We start from the raw sequence: 17,748 nt of genomic DNA, 5'->3' as shown, positions 1-17,748 counted from the left end.
CATGAGAAGATCATTGCTTTTTTTCGGAATCATAAGCCTAATTTGGTCATGTGAAGACGTCATTGATGTGGAGACACAGCCAGAAGCTCCTCGGTTGGTGGTAGATGCCGTTATTCGTGTTGATACTACCCAACAATTTATTGAAGCTAGGGTAACAGTTACTGAGTCAAGTGACTTTTTTAGTGAAAATCAACCTACCCAACTTGATGAGAACGCCACGATATTCTTTGGAGAACCTGACCCAAATTCACTAGTGGTAGAACCCTTAGGGTGTGCATCTTTAGCCGAAACAGCACCCGGAACAGGTATTTATGAAATCGATCCTGATGTTTTTCCCTGTGGTAGACTACCAATGGAATTAGCACGACCAGGAATGGTTTTTCGACTGCTCATGCGGCATAAGGGAAGAACGTATTATGCCATTACACCTTATGTTAGCACCGTGCCGATTGATGATTTGCAACTAGGCGATCAAACCCTTTTTGACGAAGACGAAACCGAAGTGCAGGTAACTTTTACCGATGTCGAAAACCAAGAAGATTTTTATGTATTTGATTTTGGTTTTGGGGAATTTCTAGCTGTGGAAGACCAATTCTTTGATGGGCAACAATTTGAATTTTCATATTTCTATGACCAGACTTTTGAATCAGGCCAAGAATTGGAGATAAGCATACTTGGCGCTGATCAGCCTTTCTTCAATTATATGGATTTACTAGTTGAACAGACTTTAGATGACGGCGGGGTCTTTGAAACCCCAGTAGCAACTGTCCGGGGCAATGTTTTTGATATAACGGGTTTGGACAATGTCGACATTTTTGATAATGTTGAAAGGCCCAATGATTTTGCATTGGGCTATTTTGCCGTAGTTCAAGAATACAAAGAAACCATTGTCATTGAGTAAGCTTGTAAAGCAACAGTATAATTACAATGCCTACGATACCCTGAAAGAATGTGGCCATGGTGTGCCCCTTCAATGCATTTCTCACGTTCAAATTCGAAAATTGCGAGACTACCCAAAAATAACTGTCATTGATATGTGATACCGTCATGGCCCCTGCACCGATGGCCAACACCGCTAAAGCTTTTTGGGTGACTGATTCCAATCCAAAGGTAACCAGTAAAGGGGCAGCAATCGCGGCAGTGGTTATGATGGCCACCGTAGAAGATCCTTGGGCAGTCTTGAGCGCTGCCGCTATTCCAAAACAGATTAAAAGTCCGCCGGCACCAGAGGTTGCGCTCAAATCTAAGATGGACGCGATATCCACCGTGCGCAAGATGGCTCCAAAAGCACCTCCGGCCCCCGTAATCAATACTATCAACCCCGCTTGCTTAAAAGCTTCCGTGATCCATTCTTGTTTTTCTTTAGCGGGATGCTTTCTTCCAAGTTGAAAAGCGAAAAGAACCCCCAACAATAAGGCGACAATCGGATTGCCGATAAAATTCATCAATTGGAAAAAAAATCCTTCCCCAAACGGTCGTGTCGGATAGTCTGCCACAGATTTCAATGCAATTAAAATCAAAGGCACCATCAAAGGCAAAAACGCCTGAAAAGCTGATGGCGCCGAAGTATCCAACGCTTTTTTACCATCTTCTTTACGAACTACTTCTTCCGTTTCTGAAACCTGAATATATCCTGAAATAAAACGTGCCCAAAAATACCCTGTCAAACTCACGGGTACTGCTACCAAAACCCCAAATATGAGCACCATCCCCAAATCAGCACCCAACAGCGCCGCAGCTGCCAAAGGGCCGGGTGTCGGGGGTACAAATACATGGGCCGCATACAATCCTGTTGAAAGGGCAATGGCAAAGAACAAAATTGGAAATCCAGATTTTTTGCTCAATGACTTGTTCAAAGAAGACAGAATGATAAATCCAGAATCACAAAATACTGGTATCGAGACGACAAAACCTGCCAAATTGATGGCAAGCGGTGAACGTTTTAGACCTACAACTTTTAACACGGCTTCAGTCAAGACTTTCGTGCTCTTGGTCTTTTCTAAATAGATGCCGATGACGCTTCCAAAGGCGATGACCAGTCCGATTCCTGAAAGTGTCTTACCGAATCCCTCACCCATTTTTGTCATGATTTCGACGGGATTCAAGCCCAATAGAAACCCAGAGGCAATGGCCGCAATGGTCAACGAAAACACTGGGTGCAATTTAAACTTGACCGTAGCTATTATGATAAATAGCACAACCAACAAGATGACGAAAAGCTCCATGCGTTGAATTTTGTTAAATATAATTCAATAATTGGCTAGTTTTGGGCCATGGGAACAGATAAAGAACTCTTGGTAAAGGGAGTAAAATATTTGGCCATCACTGCTCTAACCATGTTTTTGGCACCTGTGGTCATTTACCAAGCCTTCAAAAATGAGGCTCACCCATGGTATATTCCAGTATTGGTCATCGGTTTGATTTTAGCACTGGTCGCCATTGCCTTGGGGTTTTATTCCATCAAACTATTGGTGGATTCGCTTTTTGGAAAGAAAAAGTGATCAGTTTTCGTTTTGTGAAGTGGTAGATTTCCATTTATTGCTGAGCAGCGCATAATCATAATCCAATACTGACTTCTGCCTTTTCAAACGGTTTGCAGCGAAAGCGCGCTGTAAGATATCCTCAATCAAGTAATCTTCATGTACTTTCTCTGGATGAAATTCTTCTTTGATACTGATTTTAAAAGCTTTCGCCGTTGTATTGTACCAAAAGGCACGCCAACCATTCCGTAACTCTTTCACTAAATCAAAAGCGGTACTGCCCGTCTGTCTATGAATGAGCTTGACCAAAATCTGCCCTTCAGTGCGTGTCAGTTTTTTTAGCTCATCAGAAAATTCTCCCTCAATATATTTTTGCATCTTACGGGTATATTTTCGTTTGTGACGCTTTTTCTTGATTTTAGAGAGGCTGTCATTTAATTCTACCAAACGCTCTGCGGCCATCTTTGCATAAGGGTATACTTTATGGGTCTTTCTACGCAAGATGTAGTATCGTAGTTTTTCATTTCTGTTGGCAAATTCCAGCTTTCCAAAAACAAAGACATCATCCAGTTCGATGGAACTCAACAAAATCGAATCTCCCTCAAAGCGCACATAATAGTCTGCGCTATCAAGCGGTTGTTCTTCTTGGGCATGAACAAAAAGACCCCAAACGAAAAAAAATATGAATAGTAATCGTTTCATGTACAGATTTGTAGCAAAGGCCCTTCAAAAGTAACGATTAACCCGTGCTGATATTATTAAATAAAAGTGAATATTGCTAAGTTTGTGAGCTAATCTCAAGACGTATGCCAAGTTCAAAAATCATCACCAAAAAATCACTGGATTTTTTCGAAAAATATCTGAACAATGCCTCTCCTACGGGTTATGAATGGGAAGGTCAAAAGATTTGGATGGATTATCTAAAGCCCTATGTTGACGACTTTATCACCGATACCTACGGAACGGCTGTTGCGGTCATAAACCCTGATGCCGACTATCGGGTGGTCATCGAAGGGCATTCTGATGAAATTTCTTGGTATGTCAATTACATCACTGACGAGGGGCTGTTGTATGTCATACGAAATGGCGGAAGCGATCATCAGATTGCACCGTCAAAATGGGTGAACATCCACACCAAATATGGCATGGTAAAAGGTATTTTTGGATGGCCCGCCATACACACCCGAGACAAGTCAAAAGAACAGCCTCCAAAATTGGACAACATTTTTATTGATGTCGGGGCAAAAGATAAAGAGGAAGTCGAAAAAATGGGGATTCACGTAGGTTGCGTCGTCACCTACCCCGACGAGTTTCATGTGTTGAACAACGATAAGTTTGTCTGCCGTGCTCTGGACAATCGAGCCGGCGGATTCATGGTGGCCGAGGTGGCCCGATTGCTTCATGAGAACAAGAAAGAACTTCCGTTTGGGCTTTACATCACCAATTCGGTACAAGAAGAAATTGGGCTTCGGGGTGCCGAGATGATCACACAGACCATCAAACCCAACGTGGCCATCGTGACCGATGTGACCCATGATACGACCACTCCGATGATCGATAAGAAGAAACAGGGGGATTGTTCCATCGGTAATGGCCCGGTGATTTCTTATGCGCCTGCCGTACAGCAAAAATTGCGAGAGCGCATCATTGAAACAGCTGAAGCAAAGAAAATACCCTTTCAGCGCCAAGCTTCTTCGCGTTCAACGGGTACCGACACCGATGCCTTTGCATATAGCAATGGCGGCGTGGCCTCGGCATTGATTTCATTACCGCTTCGGTATATGCACACCACCGTGGAGACTGTACATCGGGATGATGTTGAAAATGTGATTCGATTGATTTATGAGACATTGTTGAACATTAAGGCCGGGGAGACGTTTAGTTATTTTGAATGAAAGCCCCTCCCAAACCCTCCACACAAGGGAGGGCTTAAAAAGTTTTCCGTGGATGAACTTATTGACATTTGGGATGCTGAAGGAAAGCCGGCAGGGGAAACGAAACTAAAATCTGAAGCCCACCGATTGGGGCTATTTCATCCGACTGTGCATATTTGGTGCTATACTTTGGATGGAAAGGTTTTGCTGCAAAAACGGGGCGTACAAAAAAGGACCTTCCCCCTGCTCTGGGATGTTTCCGTGGCCGGACATGTAACTGCTGGAGAAGAAATCATGGATGCAGCCATACGAGAGACAGCTGAGGAAATAGGGCTAAAAATTTCTGCACCTGATCTACATGCAGTAGGAGTTTTTAAATCCATCCAAAAACATGCGGAAGACTTTATTGATGCCGAGTTTCATCATGTCTATCTCTGTGAACTGACAGTACCCTTACATTCACTTCAAAAACAGGAGAACGAAGTGGAGGCTCTTAAATTGATTTCGCTATTAAGGTTTGCAGAAGAGACTTGGGGTATGGCAAACACTCAAAAGTACGTTCCGCACAGTACAGGCTACTATAAAAAAGTTATCAAAGAAATCAAGAAGAAGCTATAAGGGCAGCGACGGTCTCGTGGTTTGTCAAATCATAGGCTTTCTGGTCACCCGTTTTCATATTTTTCACCACGAACTGCCCCTCAGAAAGCTCTTTTTCACCCAATAAAATAACGTAGGGTACGCCACGCCTATCGGCATATTTAAACTGTTTTTGGACTTTTGTTGATGAAGGGTACACATCTGCACGCAACCCATGTTGCCTGAGCTCGTTGACCAATTTCAGAGAGGCCAACCCTTCTTTTTCACCAAAATTCAGGCAAAGCACATCCAACGAAGTGTCCAAACTTTTAGGAAACAAGTCTAATTCTTCCAAGACCAAGTAAATGCGATCCAATCCAAAGGAAATACCGACCCCACTAACATCTTTCAGACCAAAAATACCCGTCAGATCATCGTAACGGCCACCACCACCAATGGAACCCATTTGAACATTTTCGGGAGCTGCCACTTCAAAAATGGCCCCGGTATAGTAGTTGAGCCCGCGGGCAAGGGTGACATCCAATTCCAGTTTGGCGGATTGCATACCCAATTGTACCACGGCGGAAAATATTTCTTTCAATTCCGATATCCCCTGACGAGCAATTTCGGAGTCCGATAGCAGATTTTCTAGTTGGGCAAACTGTTCAGCGGTGGAGCCTGACATGGCGAAAAGCGGTGCTGCTTTGGCGATAGCAGCCTCAGAAACCCCTTTTTCAAGCATTTCAGTTTTGACCTTCTCTTCCCCTATTTTATCGAGTTTATCGAGAGCCACAGTAAAGTCGACCAGCAAGTGCTTTGCACCAATAACTTCGGCAATACCTGAAAGAATTTTTCTATTGTTGATTTTAATGGTCACACCCTTTAACCCCAAATCGGTAAAGACGGCATCATACAATTGAATAAACTCCACTTCTTGCAACAATGAATCGGCGCCCACCACATCGGCATCGCATTGGTAAAATTCACGAAAGCGCCCTTTTTGTGGCCGATCGGCACGCCACACGGGTTGTATCTGGTACCTTTTAAAAGGAAAGTCAATCTCGTTCTGATGCATGACCACATATCGCGCAAAGGGTACGGTCAAGTCGTAGCGAAGGGCTTTTTCGGTAATGAGCGGGGCCAAAGAATTGGAATTTTTTGAACTGTAGGTGACATCATCAACCTTTGAGATAAAATCCCCTGAGTTCAGAATTTTAAATATCAATCGGTCACCTTCATCTCCATACTTGCCCAACAACGTTTCTGAGTTTTCAAAACTTGGTGTCTCAATGGGCTGAAAGCCAAAGGTTTCAAAATGCTTTTTTATAGTCTCGGTGATGTAATCACGCTTTGCCACCTCTGCTGGAGAAAAATCACGGGTGCCCTTGGGTATGGATGGTTTTTGTGCCATGTCTTCTATTATGCTGCAAATATAACCCACCCCTTAATCCCCTCCAAGGAGGGGAAAAGATGGGTGTTGATTAGCCCCTTCCAAGGAGGGGAGAGTGCCCCCCAAACCCCCTCCAAAGGGAGGGGAATTTTTCTATCTTTTTAAAACCCTCCCAAGCGAGAGCGTATACCGAATTCCAGTAAGAAATTATAATTCCCCCTGTGGGGGAGCTAGAGGGGGGTTAGATTCCCGCCTCCCGATAGCTATCGGGGGTGGGAATGACAAAATATTATTGTTCAATGATTTTATCAAACCAACGATAGAGTTCACCCTTGGTGATGATGGCACCTTGTTCTATCAAGTTGAACTTATCGCTATTTTTATCTTCACTGTAGGCCTTTGATGCGGTCAGATACTCCACAAAATCGGATTGGAAGTTTCGTTTGAACCAACCAAAACCTTCCTTGGTCCGCAAATCAATTTCTGGATTCATCACTTTGACCGAAATCAATTTCATCTCCTTTTCCATCAACTCAAAAAGGTGCATGTGCTGTGCAGAGATATTCTCAAGGTACTTTATATTTGAGAGCACTCCTTCCCAAATCAAATCACTGAAGACATCCAATTCTTCTTCAGCGGTCTGGGGCTTTTCACTTTTAAGATGCTCCCATTCTGCAGCCGTAATGGACTGTGTGGCCAAAAAATTGATGAATTCTTGATGCAGTTCATCAAATTGCTCTTTGGTGAGCCTTTTATACTTCATATAACAAAAATAAAGCCCTGACCAAAAAAGCCAGGGCTGTCAAAGGAAATTATTTGAATTCTAATCTAAAATATAGCGAACACCTACCTGTGCCTGCCATCTTGATAACAATCTCGTATCGGCTGAGAATGTATTTGTCCTGTTCGGGTCAAAAGTAAATGTGGGTGTATTGGTATCATCAACGGTCACTCCAAGTAATTGGTCAAAATCTTGACGTTCAACCACGCCCCAATCAGAATTAATCAAATTACCAATATTCAGAATGTCAAGACTCAATTGAAACCTGTTTCTATCATTGATTTTGATGTCTTGCAATACCTTGACATCCCAGCGACCTCTCCAAGGTGCCAAAGCACCATAGCGTTCTGCATAACTTCCTCTATTGTCGCTCAAATAATCATCTTGCTGAATAAATGCCTCGAATGCCTCTGCTTGTCCAGGCCCGCTAAAATTCATCTGGCCCAATTCACTCGAAGTTGGGATGTAAATCAAATCGTTAATGCTGGATCCATCATTGTTGATATCGCCGCCGTAAATGTAATTGAACCGACCACTTTTTGCATACTCAAAGAATGTGGAAATCGTGGTGCCTGTTTTAAATGACTTTGAAATGATTCCTATTATTCTGTGGGCATCTCCATATCGTGAATTTGAAAGCACATCACGGTTTGCATTGCCGACAATCGCGTTACCTGCGAAAGCATCTCCGGTGATTTCAGCATCGATTGAATTGACTTCTTTAGCGTCTAAATAGTTATAGGCCAACTGTGTGTACAACCCATTGTCAAAAGTCTTCTGCAACTTTAAAGTGGCATTCCAAATTCTTCCTTGATCTGAATTCGTAAACACAAATGCACTGGTGGGTCCGCCAAACAACTGTGACTTATCGTCATTGGTGTATACTGCACGATTGTCAACACCCTGTAGTGTAGCGGATGGTTGGCCCAATCCCCAGTTTTGTACATGCGCGGCATTGATATCTTTTGTATAGGATAAATCAGCTGTTAAAATGATTCCATTCTCGAACCGTTTATCAAGCCCAAGATTGGTTCTCCATACTTGAGGCCATTGAAAGTCAGGATCCACCACTTGATAGAAAAAGAAATCAGTGCCTTGTACCTGATTGCCCAACCAAACGAACGGAAAACGGCCTGTAAACAATCCTGAGCCCCCCCTAAGTTGAGTTGTTTGGTCTCCATTAATATCCCAATTAAAACCAATCCGCGGTGAAACCAACCAATTATCATTTGGCAATTGCTCAGAGTCAATTGTGATAGGCTCGTTAGTGTCAGGATCAAAATATTGAATATCTGGTGCATAGGTGCCCCCCTCAGCAAGTGTTCCCCCTTTTCGCTCAATGTTCTCTCTAATCTTGTCTCCGGTATCAAAATAGAGTGGTCTATCAAAACGAACCCCATAGGTCAACTTGAAATTATCAGTCGCATCCCATTGATCTTGTAGGTAGAAAGACAATTGGCCCACATTGGTTTCTGCCAAGGACCATCCGCCGGGAGTACCATCAGGAAATTGATTGTTATTATTAGCCGTTGCAATGGCAGCATCAAATTGTGATTGGTAAGCTGCCACCAAAGCAGCTTCACCAGCAGCATCGAGATTTCTAAAGTCAGCTATTGAACCAGAAGGGAAGAAAACCCCTTGTGCACCATAGAACCCAAGATTAAAGGAGTTGTCAAATTGAAACTTTTCGAAAGAGAACCCCACAGTGAATGTATGGTCGCCAGTGAAAAAATTCAGATTATCCGTAACCTGGAAAACTTTTTGATCAAGACGGTTGTTGATTGAAAAGGGTTCATGGCCCGCTATAATGTAGTTTGAGCTGCCTGTATCATCTAAAAGGTAGATACTTGGGGCAGGAGTAGAAAACGGATCTCTAAAATCATCAAAATGCGTATAGCCAACCTGTAACTTGTTTGTTGCCTCGTTGCTGATGGTGCTATTCAATTCAAGCTGTATGGAGTTGATGTTATTGTTGATTTCGTAGCCTGCATTTTCAAACTGTAGTGTCTGTGTGCTGGGTCCGCGAAAGGTTATTGCATCTCGGTTGGCCGGCTTTCCTTTTGAAGCCCTTAAAAAGTTATAAATCAATGCCAACCGATTGTTGTCATTGATGTTCCAATCCAACTTAATGATTCCTTTAGTAGACTCTTGATCGAAATTAAAGCCAGTAATTGCTCCCGGATTATAGAAAATAGGGTTTCCTTGGGCATCTTGCCCAATAACCACCTGTCTCAAGATATTATCTACCAACTGCATATCTTGCAAAGTGACTCTTGAGGTACTGATGCCATCTGGGCCTGAACCACTGGGCACAAAACCGTCAGTTCCCAGTTCGGTCAATTGATCACGTTCAAAGTTTGCGAAGAAGAACAATTTGTTTTTAACAATTGGCCCACCAATACTAATACCATACTGATATTGTTCAAGCCCGGTCTTTGTGACGTCATCTCCATTGATTTTGCCTCCTGTCAAATCATCGTTTCTAAAGAAACCATAAGCCGTAGCGTAAAATTGATTGGTACCACTTTTTGTTACCGCATCTACAGAAGCTCCGGTAAAACCTGATTGTGTAACATCATACGGCGCTGTAGTTACAGCTATCTGGTCTATAGCGTCCAATGAGATGGGTTGTGCATTGGTCTGTCCGCCCGGTGTCGCTGCATCCAAACCAAATGGATTGTTGAAAATCGCACCGTCAAGTGAAAAATTATTGTATTGGTCGTTTCGGCCGCCAAAAGATAATCCTGATGCTCCTGAAGAAGCTGCAGGCTCCAATCGGATAAAATCGCTTGCAGAACGGGAGATTGTGGGCAACTTTTTGAGGTCTCCCCTACTGATACTAGTGGCTGCACCCGTTCTATCACTCCCAAATGTTCCCGTTTGGTCAGAGACAAGGACTACCTCATCCAGTTCTTGACTATCGGTTGCCAAGGCAAAATTAACGTTTGAAGTTTTTCCTAATGATAAAAATATGTCGTTCTGAACCTCAGTTTTGAAGCCTACATAAGAAACAGTGACCTCATAAGGCCCACCTACCCGAAGGTTCAAAAGGTTGTAGCGCCCTTGCTCATTTGTAATTGAGCCGTATTTGGTTCCGGTTGGGGTATGAACCGCGACAATGTTGGCACCCAAGAGGGGCTCACCCTGATCATCAAGTACCGTACCCCTGATGTTAGAGGTAGTGACCTGTGAAAATGCAAATGTGGCCATGAACATGGCCACCAATGTTAGTAGTAATTTCTTCATCGTGTTCGTGTTAAGTTTAGTTCACATTTGTGCAAACATAGTGCAAAAAAAAGAGCTATGCATGCATAGCTCTTTACTAGTTATTAACTAATTCTTAACGCTTATTTTGCCTCGGCAATCACCTCAAATGGAAAATCAACGACCACCTCGCGGTGCAATCTGATTTGGGCATTATATGGGCCCAAGCGTTTTACGGCACCTCCTTGTATGCTGATGTATTTCTTTTCGATGGAATGCCCTTCTTTTTCAAGTGCTGCCGCCAAATCGATATTGGTCACAGAACCAAACAATTTATCGGCCGCTCCTGCCTTTGCGGGAATCTTGATTTCCAACTCTTTGAGGGCCTCAGCCGTCTTATTGGCTGCATCAATGATCTTTTTCTCTTTGTGGGCACGTTGTCTCAGGGTTTCTTCCAACATTTTTTTGGCGGAAGGAGTCGCTAACATCGCCTTGCCCTGTGGAATCAAAAAGTTTCTTGCGTAACCATTTTTAACGGTTACCAAATCATCCTTGAATCCTAAATCTTGTACGTCTTCTTTTAATATCAGTTCCATGCTTATCAAGATTTTTATTTCAACATATCGCCAACATACGGCATCAAAGCCAAATGACGGGCGCGTTTAATGGCCTGCGCCACTTTACGTTGGTATTTCAAGGAAGTGCCTGTTAATCTTCTCGGAAGAATTTTTCCTTGCTCATTGACCAATTTCATCAAAAAGTCGGGGTCTTTGTAATCGATGTACTTAATACCTGATTTTTTGAACCTGCAGTACTTTTTCTGCTTGGTCGTCTCTATGTTCAGCGGGGTAAGGTATCTGATTTCCCCGTCTTTTTTGGATTTTGCCTGTTGCTCTAAAGTTGCCATATCCCTATGCTTTTGCTTTTAGTTTGTTTCTTCTTTTCTCGGCCCAAGCAATAGCGTGCTTGTCCAACTTTACGGTCAAAAAGCGCATGATGCGCTCGTCACGGATCATTTCCGTTTCGTAGGTGTTCACCACCTCGCCTGGAACGGTAAATTCAAATAAGTGGTAAAAGCCACTTTTTTTGTGCTGAATGGGATACGCCAACTTTTTGAGGCCCCAATTTTCTTTTGAGACCATTTTGGCACCATTCTTAACCAAGAAATCCTCAAATTTCTTGACTGTTTCCTCTATCTGTGTGTCAGACAGAACGGGATTCAAAATGAAAACAGTTTCGTAATGGTTCATAAATATTTGTTTTTAAAGGAGCGCAAAAGTAATACTATTTGAGTCTAATTACAAGAAATCAGAAAAAAGTTCGTTTTCTATTTTATAGAGTTATTAACAAAAATCAATTGAACAAAACCTACATCACGTCTATTGCTAAATACACAACATAATATACCATGTTTACATCTTTTGTTGTACTTGACCGTGTTTTTTATGTAATTTGCCGTTGATTTAACCCCACAAATCACCCCAATCTATGAAATTAAGAAGTATAATCGTAGACGACTCATCAATGCAGCGTATGGCCGTTGCTAAATTGGTCAACAATCATCCCCATCTTGCCTTGGTAGCAGAATACAGTAATGCCATAGAGGCAAAGAACGGGTTGAAGAACAACGAGATTGACCTTATCTTTTTAGATGTTGAAATGCCCATCATCAGTGGTTTTGACCTTTTAGAGGCCCTTGAGAATCCACCTCAGGTCGTCTTGATCACAGGAAAACCTGACTATGCATTGAAGGCCTTTGACTACGACGTAACCGACTACCTTCACAAACCCATCACGCTTGCACGCTTTGAGGCTTCTGTAAAAAGAGCCGTGACCAAGTACGAGCAAATGAACAGGGTCAATGAGGATGAGGAGCATATCTTTGTGAAGAGCAACCTTAAAAAACGTAAGGTTATCCTTAATGACATTAAGTGGATTGAAGCCCTTGGAGACTATATTAAACTGGTCACCGATGAGGCCAATATTGTGATTCTTTCCACAATGAAATCTTTCGAAAAGCAATTGCCTGCCGAAAAATTCCTGCGGATTCACAAATCATATATTGTAAATCTCGAAAAAATTGAAAAGTTCAACAGTAAGAATGTAGAAGTTGGGGGGAGACAGATACCGTTGAGCAGAAACAAAAAGACTGAGCTGGCCGAGGCTTTGGCCAATGTCTAGCTAGATGTGGTCTACATTGTAGACGAGTCTGACACTTTTATACTGAGAAATGGCATTAAAGGACTTTTCGATTCTTTTAATGCCATTTTTGATTTTTGAGGGGGATTGCCCCTCGGCCATCTTTATCAAAATATTCTTCAAATAATACCTTCTGATTCTTGATATGGGCGGAAATTCTGGCCCTAGAATCCGATGGTTGGGCAACAAGTTTCGCAAAGCATCTGAAAACCATAAAGATGATTCATTCAATTTGTTGAAGTCTTTATCCTTAAGTGTTACTTTAATTATTTTTGTGGAAGGTGGATATGCAAAATGTTCGCGTTCATAACTTTGGTCGTTAAACATGGCCGCATAGTCATTATCGGTCACTTGTTGCAATATTCGATGGTACGGATTGTAGGTTTGAATCAGCACTTTGCCGCGTTTTTTGGTACGCCCTGCCCTGCCCGCTACTTGGGTCAACAGTTGAAAACTACGTTCATGTGCCCGATAATCTGGAAAGTTCAATAGCGTGTCAGCATTCATGATGCCCACAAGGCCTACATTTCTGAAATCCAAGCCTTTGGTGACCATTTGTGTACCCACAAGCACATCAAACTCTTGCTGTTCAAAGGCTGTTATTATCTTTTCATAGCCATGTTTCCCGCGGGTAGTGTCCAAATCCATGCGACCGATTTCGAAATCAGGCAGGTGTTCCTTTAATTCTTGTTGCACTTGCTCTGTGCCGAATCCTTTTTTATCCAAAGTAAAACTACCGCAGGCCACACAGCTTTCATCCAACACCATGTGGTAGCCACAATAATGACAACGCAATTGATTTTGATATTGGTGAAAGGTGAGACTCACATCGCAATTTGGGCATTGGGGGGAATGACCACAGGTAGTACATTCCACAATCGGTGCAAAACCACGGCGGTTCTGAAAAAGAATGATTTGTTCGCCCAGTTGAAGCGCACTGTTGATTTCATTTAGCAACCGTTCTGAAAAATGGCCCTTCATCAACTTCTTCTTGGTGGCCTCTTTCAAATCGACCAATTCAATTTCGGGCATCAACACCTTGCCATAGCGCTCATTGATTTCGGCATATCCATATTTATCTGTCTTGACATTGTGCATGCTCTCTATACTCGGCGTGGCCGAACCCAGAACTGTGTCACAACCGTGTAGTTTGGCCAACACCATAGCTGCATCACGGGCATGGTATCGCGGGGCAGGGTCAAATTGCTTGAAAGAGGATTCGTGTTCTTCATCAATTACAATCAAGCCCAATTTTGAAAAGGGAAGAAACAATGCCGATCGGGCACCGATGACAATTTGTGCTTTCTGTTTCTGAAGGAGCACATTGTTCCAGACCTCAACTCTTTCGTTCAAACTGTACTTGGAATGAAAAACAACCACTTTATCCCCAAAAAAACCTTGTAAACGTACTATCAATTGTGGGGTGAGCGCAATCTCTGGAAGCAAGTACAATACTTGCTTGCCCTTTTTGATGATAGTTTCAATCAATTTGACATAGACCTCGGTTTTTCCTGATGCGGTCACCCCGTGAAGCAATACTGGTTTACGGGCAGCAAAACCTTCGAGGATGTTTTGATACGCCTCAGTCTGCACCCTGTTCAACTCGACTTCTTTTTTTGATGCATCAGTTTCAAAAACCACCCTGTCTTGCTGTAAATAGTACTCTTCAAAAATGTTTTTGTCAATCAATGCTTTGATTACCGACGAAGTAGCTCCGCTTTTTGCCATCAGATCTTTGACCTTGATGGGTTTTTTGATTGTAGCCTGTAATTGAAACAGGGCCATCACCACTTGGCTTTGTTTTGGTGCTCTTGAGAGTTGGTTTAATAAAAGTTCAAGCGTTTCATCTTTTTGGTATTGGGATGCAATCTTGACATAACGCACCAATTTTGGTTTGTACTGCTCGTACAGTTCTTCCTTCAGTACGATAACTCCTTTTCGAAGCAATCGAGTGATGACCGGGAGCGCACTCTTTCGGTCAATGATTCCGCTGATGTCATCTATTTTCAACGATTCGTGATGTTGCAATGCTTCATACACCAAAAATTCATCGTCCTTCAAATCATTTTCATCAATCTCGCTTGACCTATTGGGCAAAATCAAGGTCTCGCTTTCCAATAAAAAGGCACTGGGCAATGCGCCCCGCAACACCTCGCCTAAAGTGCACATATAATAATCGGCAATCCATTGCCAATGCTTCAGCTGTATTTCATTGACCAGCGGAACCTCATCCAGAATTTGATGGATTTCTTTTGCTTCATACGCTTCCGGAGGATTTTGATGTACGCGATAGCTTAGTGCAGTGTAGATTTTAGACTTTCCGAAGGGTACGGCCACCCGCATACCAGGTTTTAGAAAGTCGGCTTCCTCCTTGGAAATTCGATACGTAAAAAATCGCTCAAGGGGAATCGGTAAGACAACATCTAAAAAATACTGCATATACCCAACGCTGTTACCTGACCCGATGCCATGTCTGTGTACGATAGAAAAAGGCAAGGTAGCCCCTTACCATCAATTCATCAGAATTATCAGGATTCAACCAAATTTTACCCTTGAACTCTCTATTGTTTTCAGGATCGAACAGTTTGCCCCCTTTATAGACATCACCGTCTTTTTTCATCCCCCTAATGGCTTTCATACCGATAATGGGCTTGTTCTTCAAATCTCCCTCACATTTGATGCAGACCGCATCTTCCTTGCCTTTTTCCAAAATTTTTCTGATGGCACCATACACTTTGCCATCCTTCTTGTATATCTCAACAATGGATTTTGCCTTGCCCGAACGGTCGTCAATGGTTTTCCACTTTCCAAAAATGGTCTGTGCATAGATGGATGGCGACAGCATCAACAGCATTAAGAGTAATATCCTATTCTTTTTCATTCCAACTGTGTTTTCTTTTCAAATAATTGATAGTGGCATTCAGTTCGAAGCCCAATAACAATATGTTGCTGTTCAACCAGATAAAGACCATGAAAATAAGTAATCCACCCAGTGCACCATAAAGTTCATTATATCGTGCAAATTCATCCACATAAATCCCGAAAAGGTACGATGTAAGCAAAAACAAGAGCGTGGTCATCAATGCCCCAATCGAGAAAAACCGTGCTTTGCGGCCTTCTGCGGTGCCAAAATAATAGAGCACGGCGGTAATCAGATAGGTCAGAAAGGCAAAGAACAAAAACTTTATCAATCCTATGACAAAACTATCTCCTTTTCGGCCTTCAAGACCCACGACCTCATTGAAGTACTGGTTCGTGTTTTCAAGAAAAACCTCAAAATAAACGAACACCACGGCACCGATGATAATCAATATGGATAAAATCAGCCCCACCATCATGGCATAGGCGTATTGTTTTAAAAAATTACGCCGCAACTCAACGTGGTACGAGTTTTCAAATCCCCCGAAAATGGAATTCACCCCATTGGCGACCAAAAAAATGGAAATCACAAAAGCCGAAGACAAAAGCCCGCCCTGCTTTTGGTCTTTTATCTGTTGGTAGATATCCCCAAAATAACCACTCGTTGCAGATGGCAAAAAAGATTCCAAGAAATTCAGGAATTGGGCATCAAAATTTGATGTTCCGATGCTCACATAGGGAATGATAAACGGTATAAGGGTCACAAAGAAAATCAAGAGTGGGAATACCGCCATAAAAACGCTGAAGGCAATGGCACTGGCCCGGGTCGACAAGGCGCCCTGAAAAATACCCACCACGTACATGCGAATCAAATCGTACAGTGAGAGGTCTTCAAACAATTTCAGCTTGAATGCCTTTAAAAAGGCGATAATACGGTTGATTACAGGTATTTTTTCAAGACGTTCCTCAAAAGTCATCGACATCTACACCGCTTTTAAACTGAGGTCCATATTGTGAACGGAATGGGTCAGCGCACCAGAGGAAATATAATCAACGCCACATTCCGCATAGTTTCGAATGGTCTTTTCATTGATGCCACCAGAGGATTCGGTCAAACACTGGTCACCAATCAATTCAACCGCCTTTCTGGTATCCTCATAATCAAAATTATCGAGTAAAATTCGATACACCCCTTCTGATTTCAATATTTCTTTGACTTCATCCAAATTTCGTGCCTCAACGATGATCTTTAATTCTCTTCGGGAATCGTTCAAATACTTTTTGGTCTTTGCAATGGCTTTGGTAATACCGCCCGCAAAGTCAATATGGTTGTCTTTTAGCATGATCATGTCATACAACGCAAAGCGATGGTTTTCGCCCCCACCGATTTTGACCGCCCATTTTTCAAGGGCGCGAATACCGGGAGTGGTTTTACGGGTATCCAAAATTTTGGTGTCGGTGCCTTTCAATAAATCCACAAACTTTTTGGTCTTCGTAGCTATGGCACTCATACGCTGCATGGCATTCAACACCAAGCGTTCGGCCTTCAGAATACTCTGTGATTTACCTTCCACATAAAAAACAATGTCTCCATATCGTACTGTTGCGCCATCTTCAATCAAGGTATCGATTTTCATGTCGGCATCCACGTAGTGAAAAACCTGCTTGGCGAACTCCACCCCAGCAATGATGCCCTCATCTTTGACCAACAATTTCGCCTTGCCAGTAGCCTCAATTGGAATACAGGCCAACGAACTGTGGTCGCCATCGCCCACATCTTCACGAATGGCATTGGAAATGATGAGGTCCAATTCTTTTTGAAATTGCTGCTCTGAAATCACGATGTAGCGTTTGCCTGCGAAATTACAATTCTTAGATGGAAATGTTGGATGCTGGATGTTGGATGCTGGATGCTCGATGCTCGATGCTGGCCGTTTTAAGTTTTATACTGTTGAAATTCTCTTAAAAACTTAAAGGGCCAGATACTTGAAACTACCATTTGATTTCTCGAACTTCGCTTCCGGTGGATATAAATCATTTAAAAAAACGAATTCATATCCTTTAACGATATGTGTAATTTGAATAATGAGATGAAAAAATTCAAAATAGATGGTAATAAATTGACTGATTGGAATTCATTTCACTCGGAATTTAAAATTGCGTTGAGTTTTCCAGATTATTATGGTGAAAATATGAACGCTTGGATTGATTGCGTTGACGATTTGACGGAACAGCCAACACTATTGCATATTGAAAATGGAAATTTCCTAAAAGAAAATAAACCTGATTTACTGAATGCAATTTTGGAATGCGGAGCCTTCGTAAATTACAGAAAAATAGAACAGGGAGAAAAACCGAACTTAATTATCTCAACCTCCTGTTAAC

18 protein-coding genes are annotated in these 17,748 nt (G+C 42.4%); 6 read left to right on the top strand and 12 right to left on the bottom strand.

What is annotated here, in order from left to right:
- The first annotated feature begins 1 nt into the window (after position 1).
- Entirely contained in the window at positions 2 to 901 is a 900-nt protein-coding gene (locus tag AAAH86_RS03175) for a DUF4249 family protein (RefSeq protein WP_343486053.1), read from the top strand.
- Here AAAH86_RS03175 and AAAH86_RS03170 read toward each other — a convergent pair.
- Positions 891 to 2,225: a GntP family permease gene (locus tag AAAH86_RS03170; RefSeq protein ID WP_343486052.1), complete on the bottom strand. Its 1,335-nt coding sequence runs from the start codon at positions 2,223 to 2,225 to the stop codon at positions 891 to 893. The genes AAAH86_RS03175 and AAAH86_RS03170 overlap by 11 nt on opposite strands.
- Positions 2,226 to 2,273: 48 nt before the next feature.
- Between AAAH86_RS03170 and AAAH86_RS03165 the strand changes: the two genes are divergently transcribed.
- Positions 2,274 to 2,501 carry a DUF6095 family protein gene (locus AAAH86_RS03165; RefSeq protein WP_343486051.1) on the top strand — a complete coding sequence of 76 codons (228 nt, stop codon included), beginning with the start codon at positions 2,274 to 2,276 and terminating at the stop codon, positions 2,499 to 2,501.
- On the opposite strand, the gene AAAH86_RS03160 is transcribed toward AAAH86_RS03165, so the two are convergent.
- Positions 2,502 to 3,182 carry a DUF4294 domain-containing protein gene (locus tag AAAH86_RS03160; protein WP_343486050.1) on the bottom strand — a complete coding sequence of 227 codons (681 nt, stop codon included), beginning with the start codon at positions 3,180 to 3,182 and terminating at the stop codon, positions 2,502 to 2,504. It lies immediately after the preceding gene.
- A gap of 104 nt (positions 3,183 to 3,286) precedes the next feature.
- Between AAAH86_RS03160 and AAAH86_RS03155 the strand changes: the two genes are divergently transcribed.
- Both AAAH86_RS03155 and AAAH86_RS03150 read left to right on the top strand, forming a co-directional pair.
- Positions 3,287 to 4,375 carry a M42 family metallopeptidase gene (locus tag AAAH86_RS03155; protein WP_343486049.1) on the top strand — a complete coding sequence of 363 codons (1,089 nt, stop codon included), beginning with the start codon at positions 3,287 to 3,289 and terminating at the stop codon, positions 4,373 to 4,375.
- 48 nt (positions 4,376 to 4,423) lie between these two features.
- On the top strand, positions 4,424 to 4,972 hold the full coding sequence (locus tag AAAH86_RS03150) for an NUDIX domain-containing protein (RefSeq protein ID WP_343486048.1): 549 nt from the start codon (positions 4,424 to 4,426) through the stop codon (positions 4,970 to 4,972).
- On the opposite strand, the gene hisS is transcribed toward AAAH86_RS03150, so the two are convergent.
- The 6 genes from hisS to rpsF all read right to left on the bottom strand — a co-directional run bounded on the left by hisS (position 4,956) and on the right by rpsF (position 11,555).
- Complete coding sequence (gene hisS / locus AAAH86_RS03145; RefSeq protein ID WP_343486047.1) at positions 4,956 to 6,341, bottom strand: histidine--tRNA ligase; 1,386 nt, start codon at positions 6,339 to 6,341, stop codon at positions 4,956 to 4,958. The genes AAAH86_RS03150 and hisS overlap by 17 nt on opposite strands.
- 268 nt (positions 6,342 to 6,609) lie before the next feature.
- Positions 6,610 to 7,083, bottom strand: coding sequence for a DUF6495 family protein (locus tag AAAH86_RS03140; protein WP_343486046.1), 474 nt, complete (start codon positions 7,081 to 7,083; stop codon positions 6,610 to 6,612).
- 60 nt (positions 7,084 to 7,143) lie between these two features.
- The gene (locus AAAH86_RS03135; RefSeq protein ID WP_343486045.1) at positions 7,144 to 10,347 is read right to left on the bottom strand and encodes a carboxypeptidase regulatory-like domain-containing protein; all 3,204 of its coding nucleotides are present in this window, start codon (positions 10,345 to 10,347) and stop codon (positions 7,144 to 7,146) included.
- Between the two features lie 101 nt (positions 10,348 to 10,448).
- A complete protein-coding gene (gene rplI / locus AAAH86_RS03130) occupies positions 10,449 to 10,901 on the bottom strand; it encodes a 50S ribosomal protein L9 (protein WP_343486044.1) in 453 nt (150 codons plus the stop codon).
- Between the two features lie 14 nt (positions 10,902 to 10,915).
- The gene (rpsR, locus tag AAAH86_RS03125) at positions 10,916 to 11,212 is read right to left on the bottom strand and encodes a 30S ribosomal protein S18 (RefSeq protein ID WP_343486043.1); all 297 of its coding nucleotides are present in this window, start codon (positions 11,210 to 11,212) and stop codon (positions 10,916 to 10,918) included.
- A gap of 4 nt (positions 11,213 to 11,216) precedes the next feature.
- Entirely contained in the window at positions 11,217 to 11,555 is a 339-nt protein-coding gene (gene rpsF, locus AAAH86_RS03120; protein ID WP_343486042.1) for a 30S ribosomal protein S6, read from the bottom strand.
- Positions 11,556 to 11,793: 238 nt separating this feature from the next.
- On the opposite strand from rpsF, the gene AAAH86_RS03115 reads away from it, so the two are divergent.
- Entirely contained in the window at positions 11,794 to 12,486 is a 693-nt protein-coding gene (locus AAAH86_RS03115; protein ID WP_343486041.1) for a LytTR family DNA-binding domain-containing protein, read from the top strand.
- On the opposite strand, the gene priA is transcribed toward AAAH86_RS03115, so the two are convergent.
- The 4 genes from priA to nadC are packed head-to-tail and all read right to left on the bottom strand — an operon-like array spanning position 12,487 to position 17,204.
- The gene (gene priA / locus AAAH86_RS03110) at positions 12,487 to 14,943 is read right to left on the bottom strand and encodes a primosomal protein N' (RefSeq protein ID WP_343486040.1); all 2,457 of its coding nucleotides are present in this window, start codon (positions 14,941 to 14,943) and stop codon (positions 12,487 to 12,489) included.
- A gap of 13 nt (positions 14,944 to 14,956) precedes the next feature.
- Positions 14,957 to 15,385 carry a DUF2147 domain-containing protein gene (locus AAAH86_RS03105; protein WP_343486039.1) on the bottom strand — a complete coding sequence of 143 codons (429 nt, stop codon included), beginning with the start codon at positions 15,383 to 15,385 and terminating at the stop codon, positions 14,957 to 14,959.
- Positions 15,372 to 16,346, bottom strand: coding sequence for a YihY/virulence factor BrkB family protein (locus AAAH86_RS03100; RefSeq protein WP_343486038.1), 975 nt, complete (start codon positions 16,344 to 16,346; stop codon positions 15,372 to 15,374). Before AAAH86_RS03100 ends, AAAH86_RS03105 begins: the two co-directional genes overlap by 14 nt.
- Positions 16,347 to 17,204, bottom strand: coding sequence for a carboxylating nicotinate-nucleotide diphosphorylase (gene nadC / locus AAAH86_RS03095; protein WP_343486037.1), 858 nt, complete (start codon positions 17,202 to 17,204; stop codon positions 16,347 to 16,349).
- A gap of 249 nt (positions 17,205 to 17,453) precedes the next feature.
- Here nadC and AAAH86_RS03090 point away from each other — a divergent pair, with 249 nt between their 5' ends.
- Positions 17,454 to 17,747, top strand: coding sequence for a barstar family protein (locus AAAH86_RS03090; protein WP_343486036.1), 294 nt, complete (start codon positions 17,454 to 17,456; stop codon positions 17,745 to 17,747).
- The last annotated feature ends 1 nt before the right edge of the window (position 17,748 follow it).

It is taken from the genome of Allomuricauda sp. d1 (assembly GCF_039592695.1).
Taxonomy (GTDB): Bacteria; Bacteroidota; Bacteroidia; order Flavobacteriales; family Flavobacteriaceae; genus Flagellimonas_A.
The sequence above is the reverse complement of the archived record's forward strand: the minus strand, read 5'-3'. Positions and strand labels throughout refer to the sequence as shown.

Excerpts from the sequence above, each read along its gene's own strand:
- AAAH86_RS03175 (WP_343486053.1), top strand. The coding sequence starts at position 2 with ATGAGAAGATCATTGCTTTTTTTCGGAATCATAAGCCTAATTTGGTCA.
- AAAH86_RS03170 (WP_343486052.1), bottom strand. The coding sequence starts at position 2,225 with ATGGAGCTTTTCGTCATCTTGTTGGTTGTGCTATTTATCATAATAGCT.
- AAAH86_RS03165 (WP_343486051.1), top strand. The coding sequence starts at position 2,274 with ATGGGAACAGATAAAGAACTCTTGGTAAAGGGAGTAAAATATTTGGCC.
- AAAH86_RS03160 (WP_343486050.1), bottom strand. The coding sequence starts at position 3,182 with ATGAAACGATTACTATTCATATTTTTTTTCGTTTGGGGTCTTTTTGTT.
- AAAH86_RS03155 (WP_343486049.1), top strand. The coding sequence starts at position 3,287 with ATGCCAAGTTCAAAAATCATCACCAAAAAATCACTGGATTTTTTCGAA.
- hisS (WP_343486047.1), bottom strand. The coding sequence starts at position 6,341 with ATGGCACAAAAACCATCCATACCCAAGGGCACCCGTGATTTTTCTCCA.
- AAAH86_RS03140 (WP_343486046.1), bottom strand. The coding sequence starts at position 7,083 with ATGAAGTATAAAAGGCTCACCAAAGAGCAATTTGATGAACTGCATCAA.
- AAAH86_RS03135 (WP_343486045.1), bottom strand. The coding sequence starts at position 10,347 with ATGAAGAAATTACTACTAACATTGGTGGCCATGTTCATGGCCACATTT.
- rplI (WP_343486044.1), bottom strand. The coding sequence starts at position 10,901 with ATGGAACTGATATTAAAAGAAGACGTACAAGATTTAGGATTCAAGGAT.
- rpsR (WP_343486043.1), bottom strand. The coding sequence starts at position 11,212 with ATGGCAACTTTAGAGCAACAGGCAAAATCCAAAAAAGACGGGGAAATC.
- rpsF (WP_343486042.1), bottom strand. The coding sequence starts at position 11,555 with ATGAACCATTACGAAACTGTTTTCATTTTGAATCCCGTTCTGTCTGAC.
- AAAH86_RS03115 (WP_343486041.1), top strand. The coding sequence starts at position 11,794 with ATGAAATTAAGAAGTATAATCGTAGACGACTCATCAATGCAGCGTATG.
- priA (WP_343486040.1), bottom strand. The coding sequence starts at position 14,943 with ATGCAGTATTTTTTAGATGTTGTCTTACCGATTCCCCTTGAGCGATTT.
- AAAH86_RS03105 (WP_343486039.1), bottom strand. The coding sequence starts at position 15,385 with ATGAAAAAGAATAGGATATTACTCTTAATGCTGTTGATGCTGTCGCCA.
- AAAH86_RS03100 (WP_343486038.1), bottom strand. The coding sequence starts at position 16,346 with ATGTCGATGACTTTTGAGGAACGTCTTGAAAAAATACCTGTAATCAAC.
- AAAH86_RS03090 (WP_343486036.1), top strand. The coding sequence starts at position 17,454 with ATGAAAAAATTCAAAATAGATGGTAATAAATTGACTGATTGGAATTCA.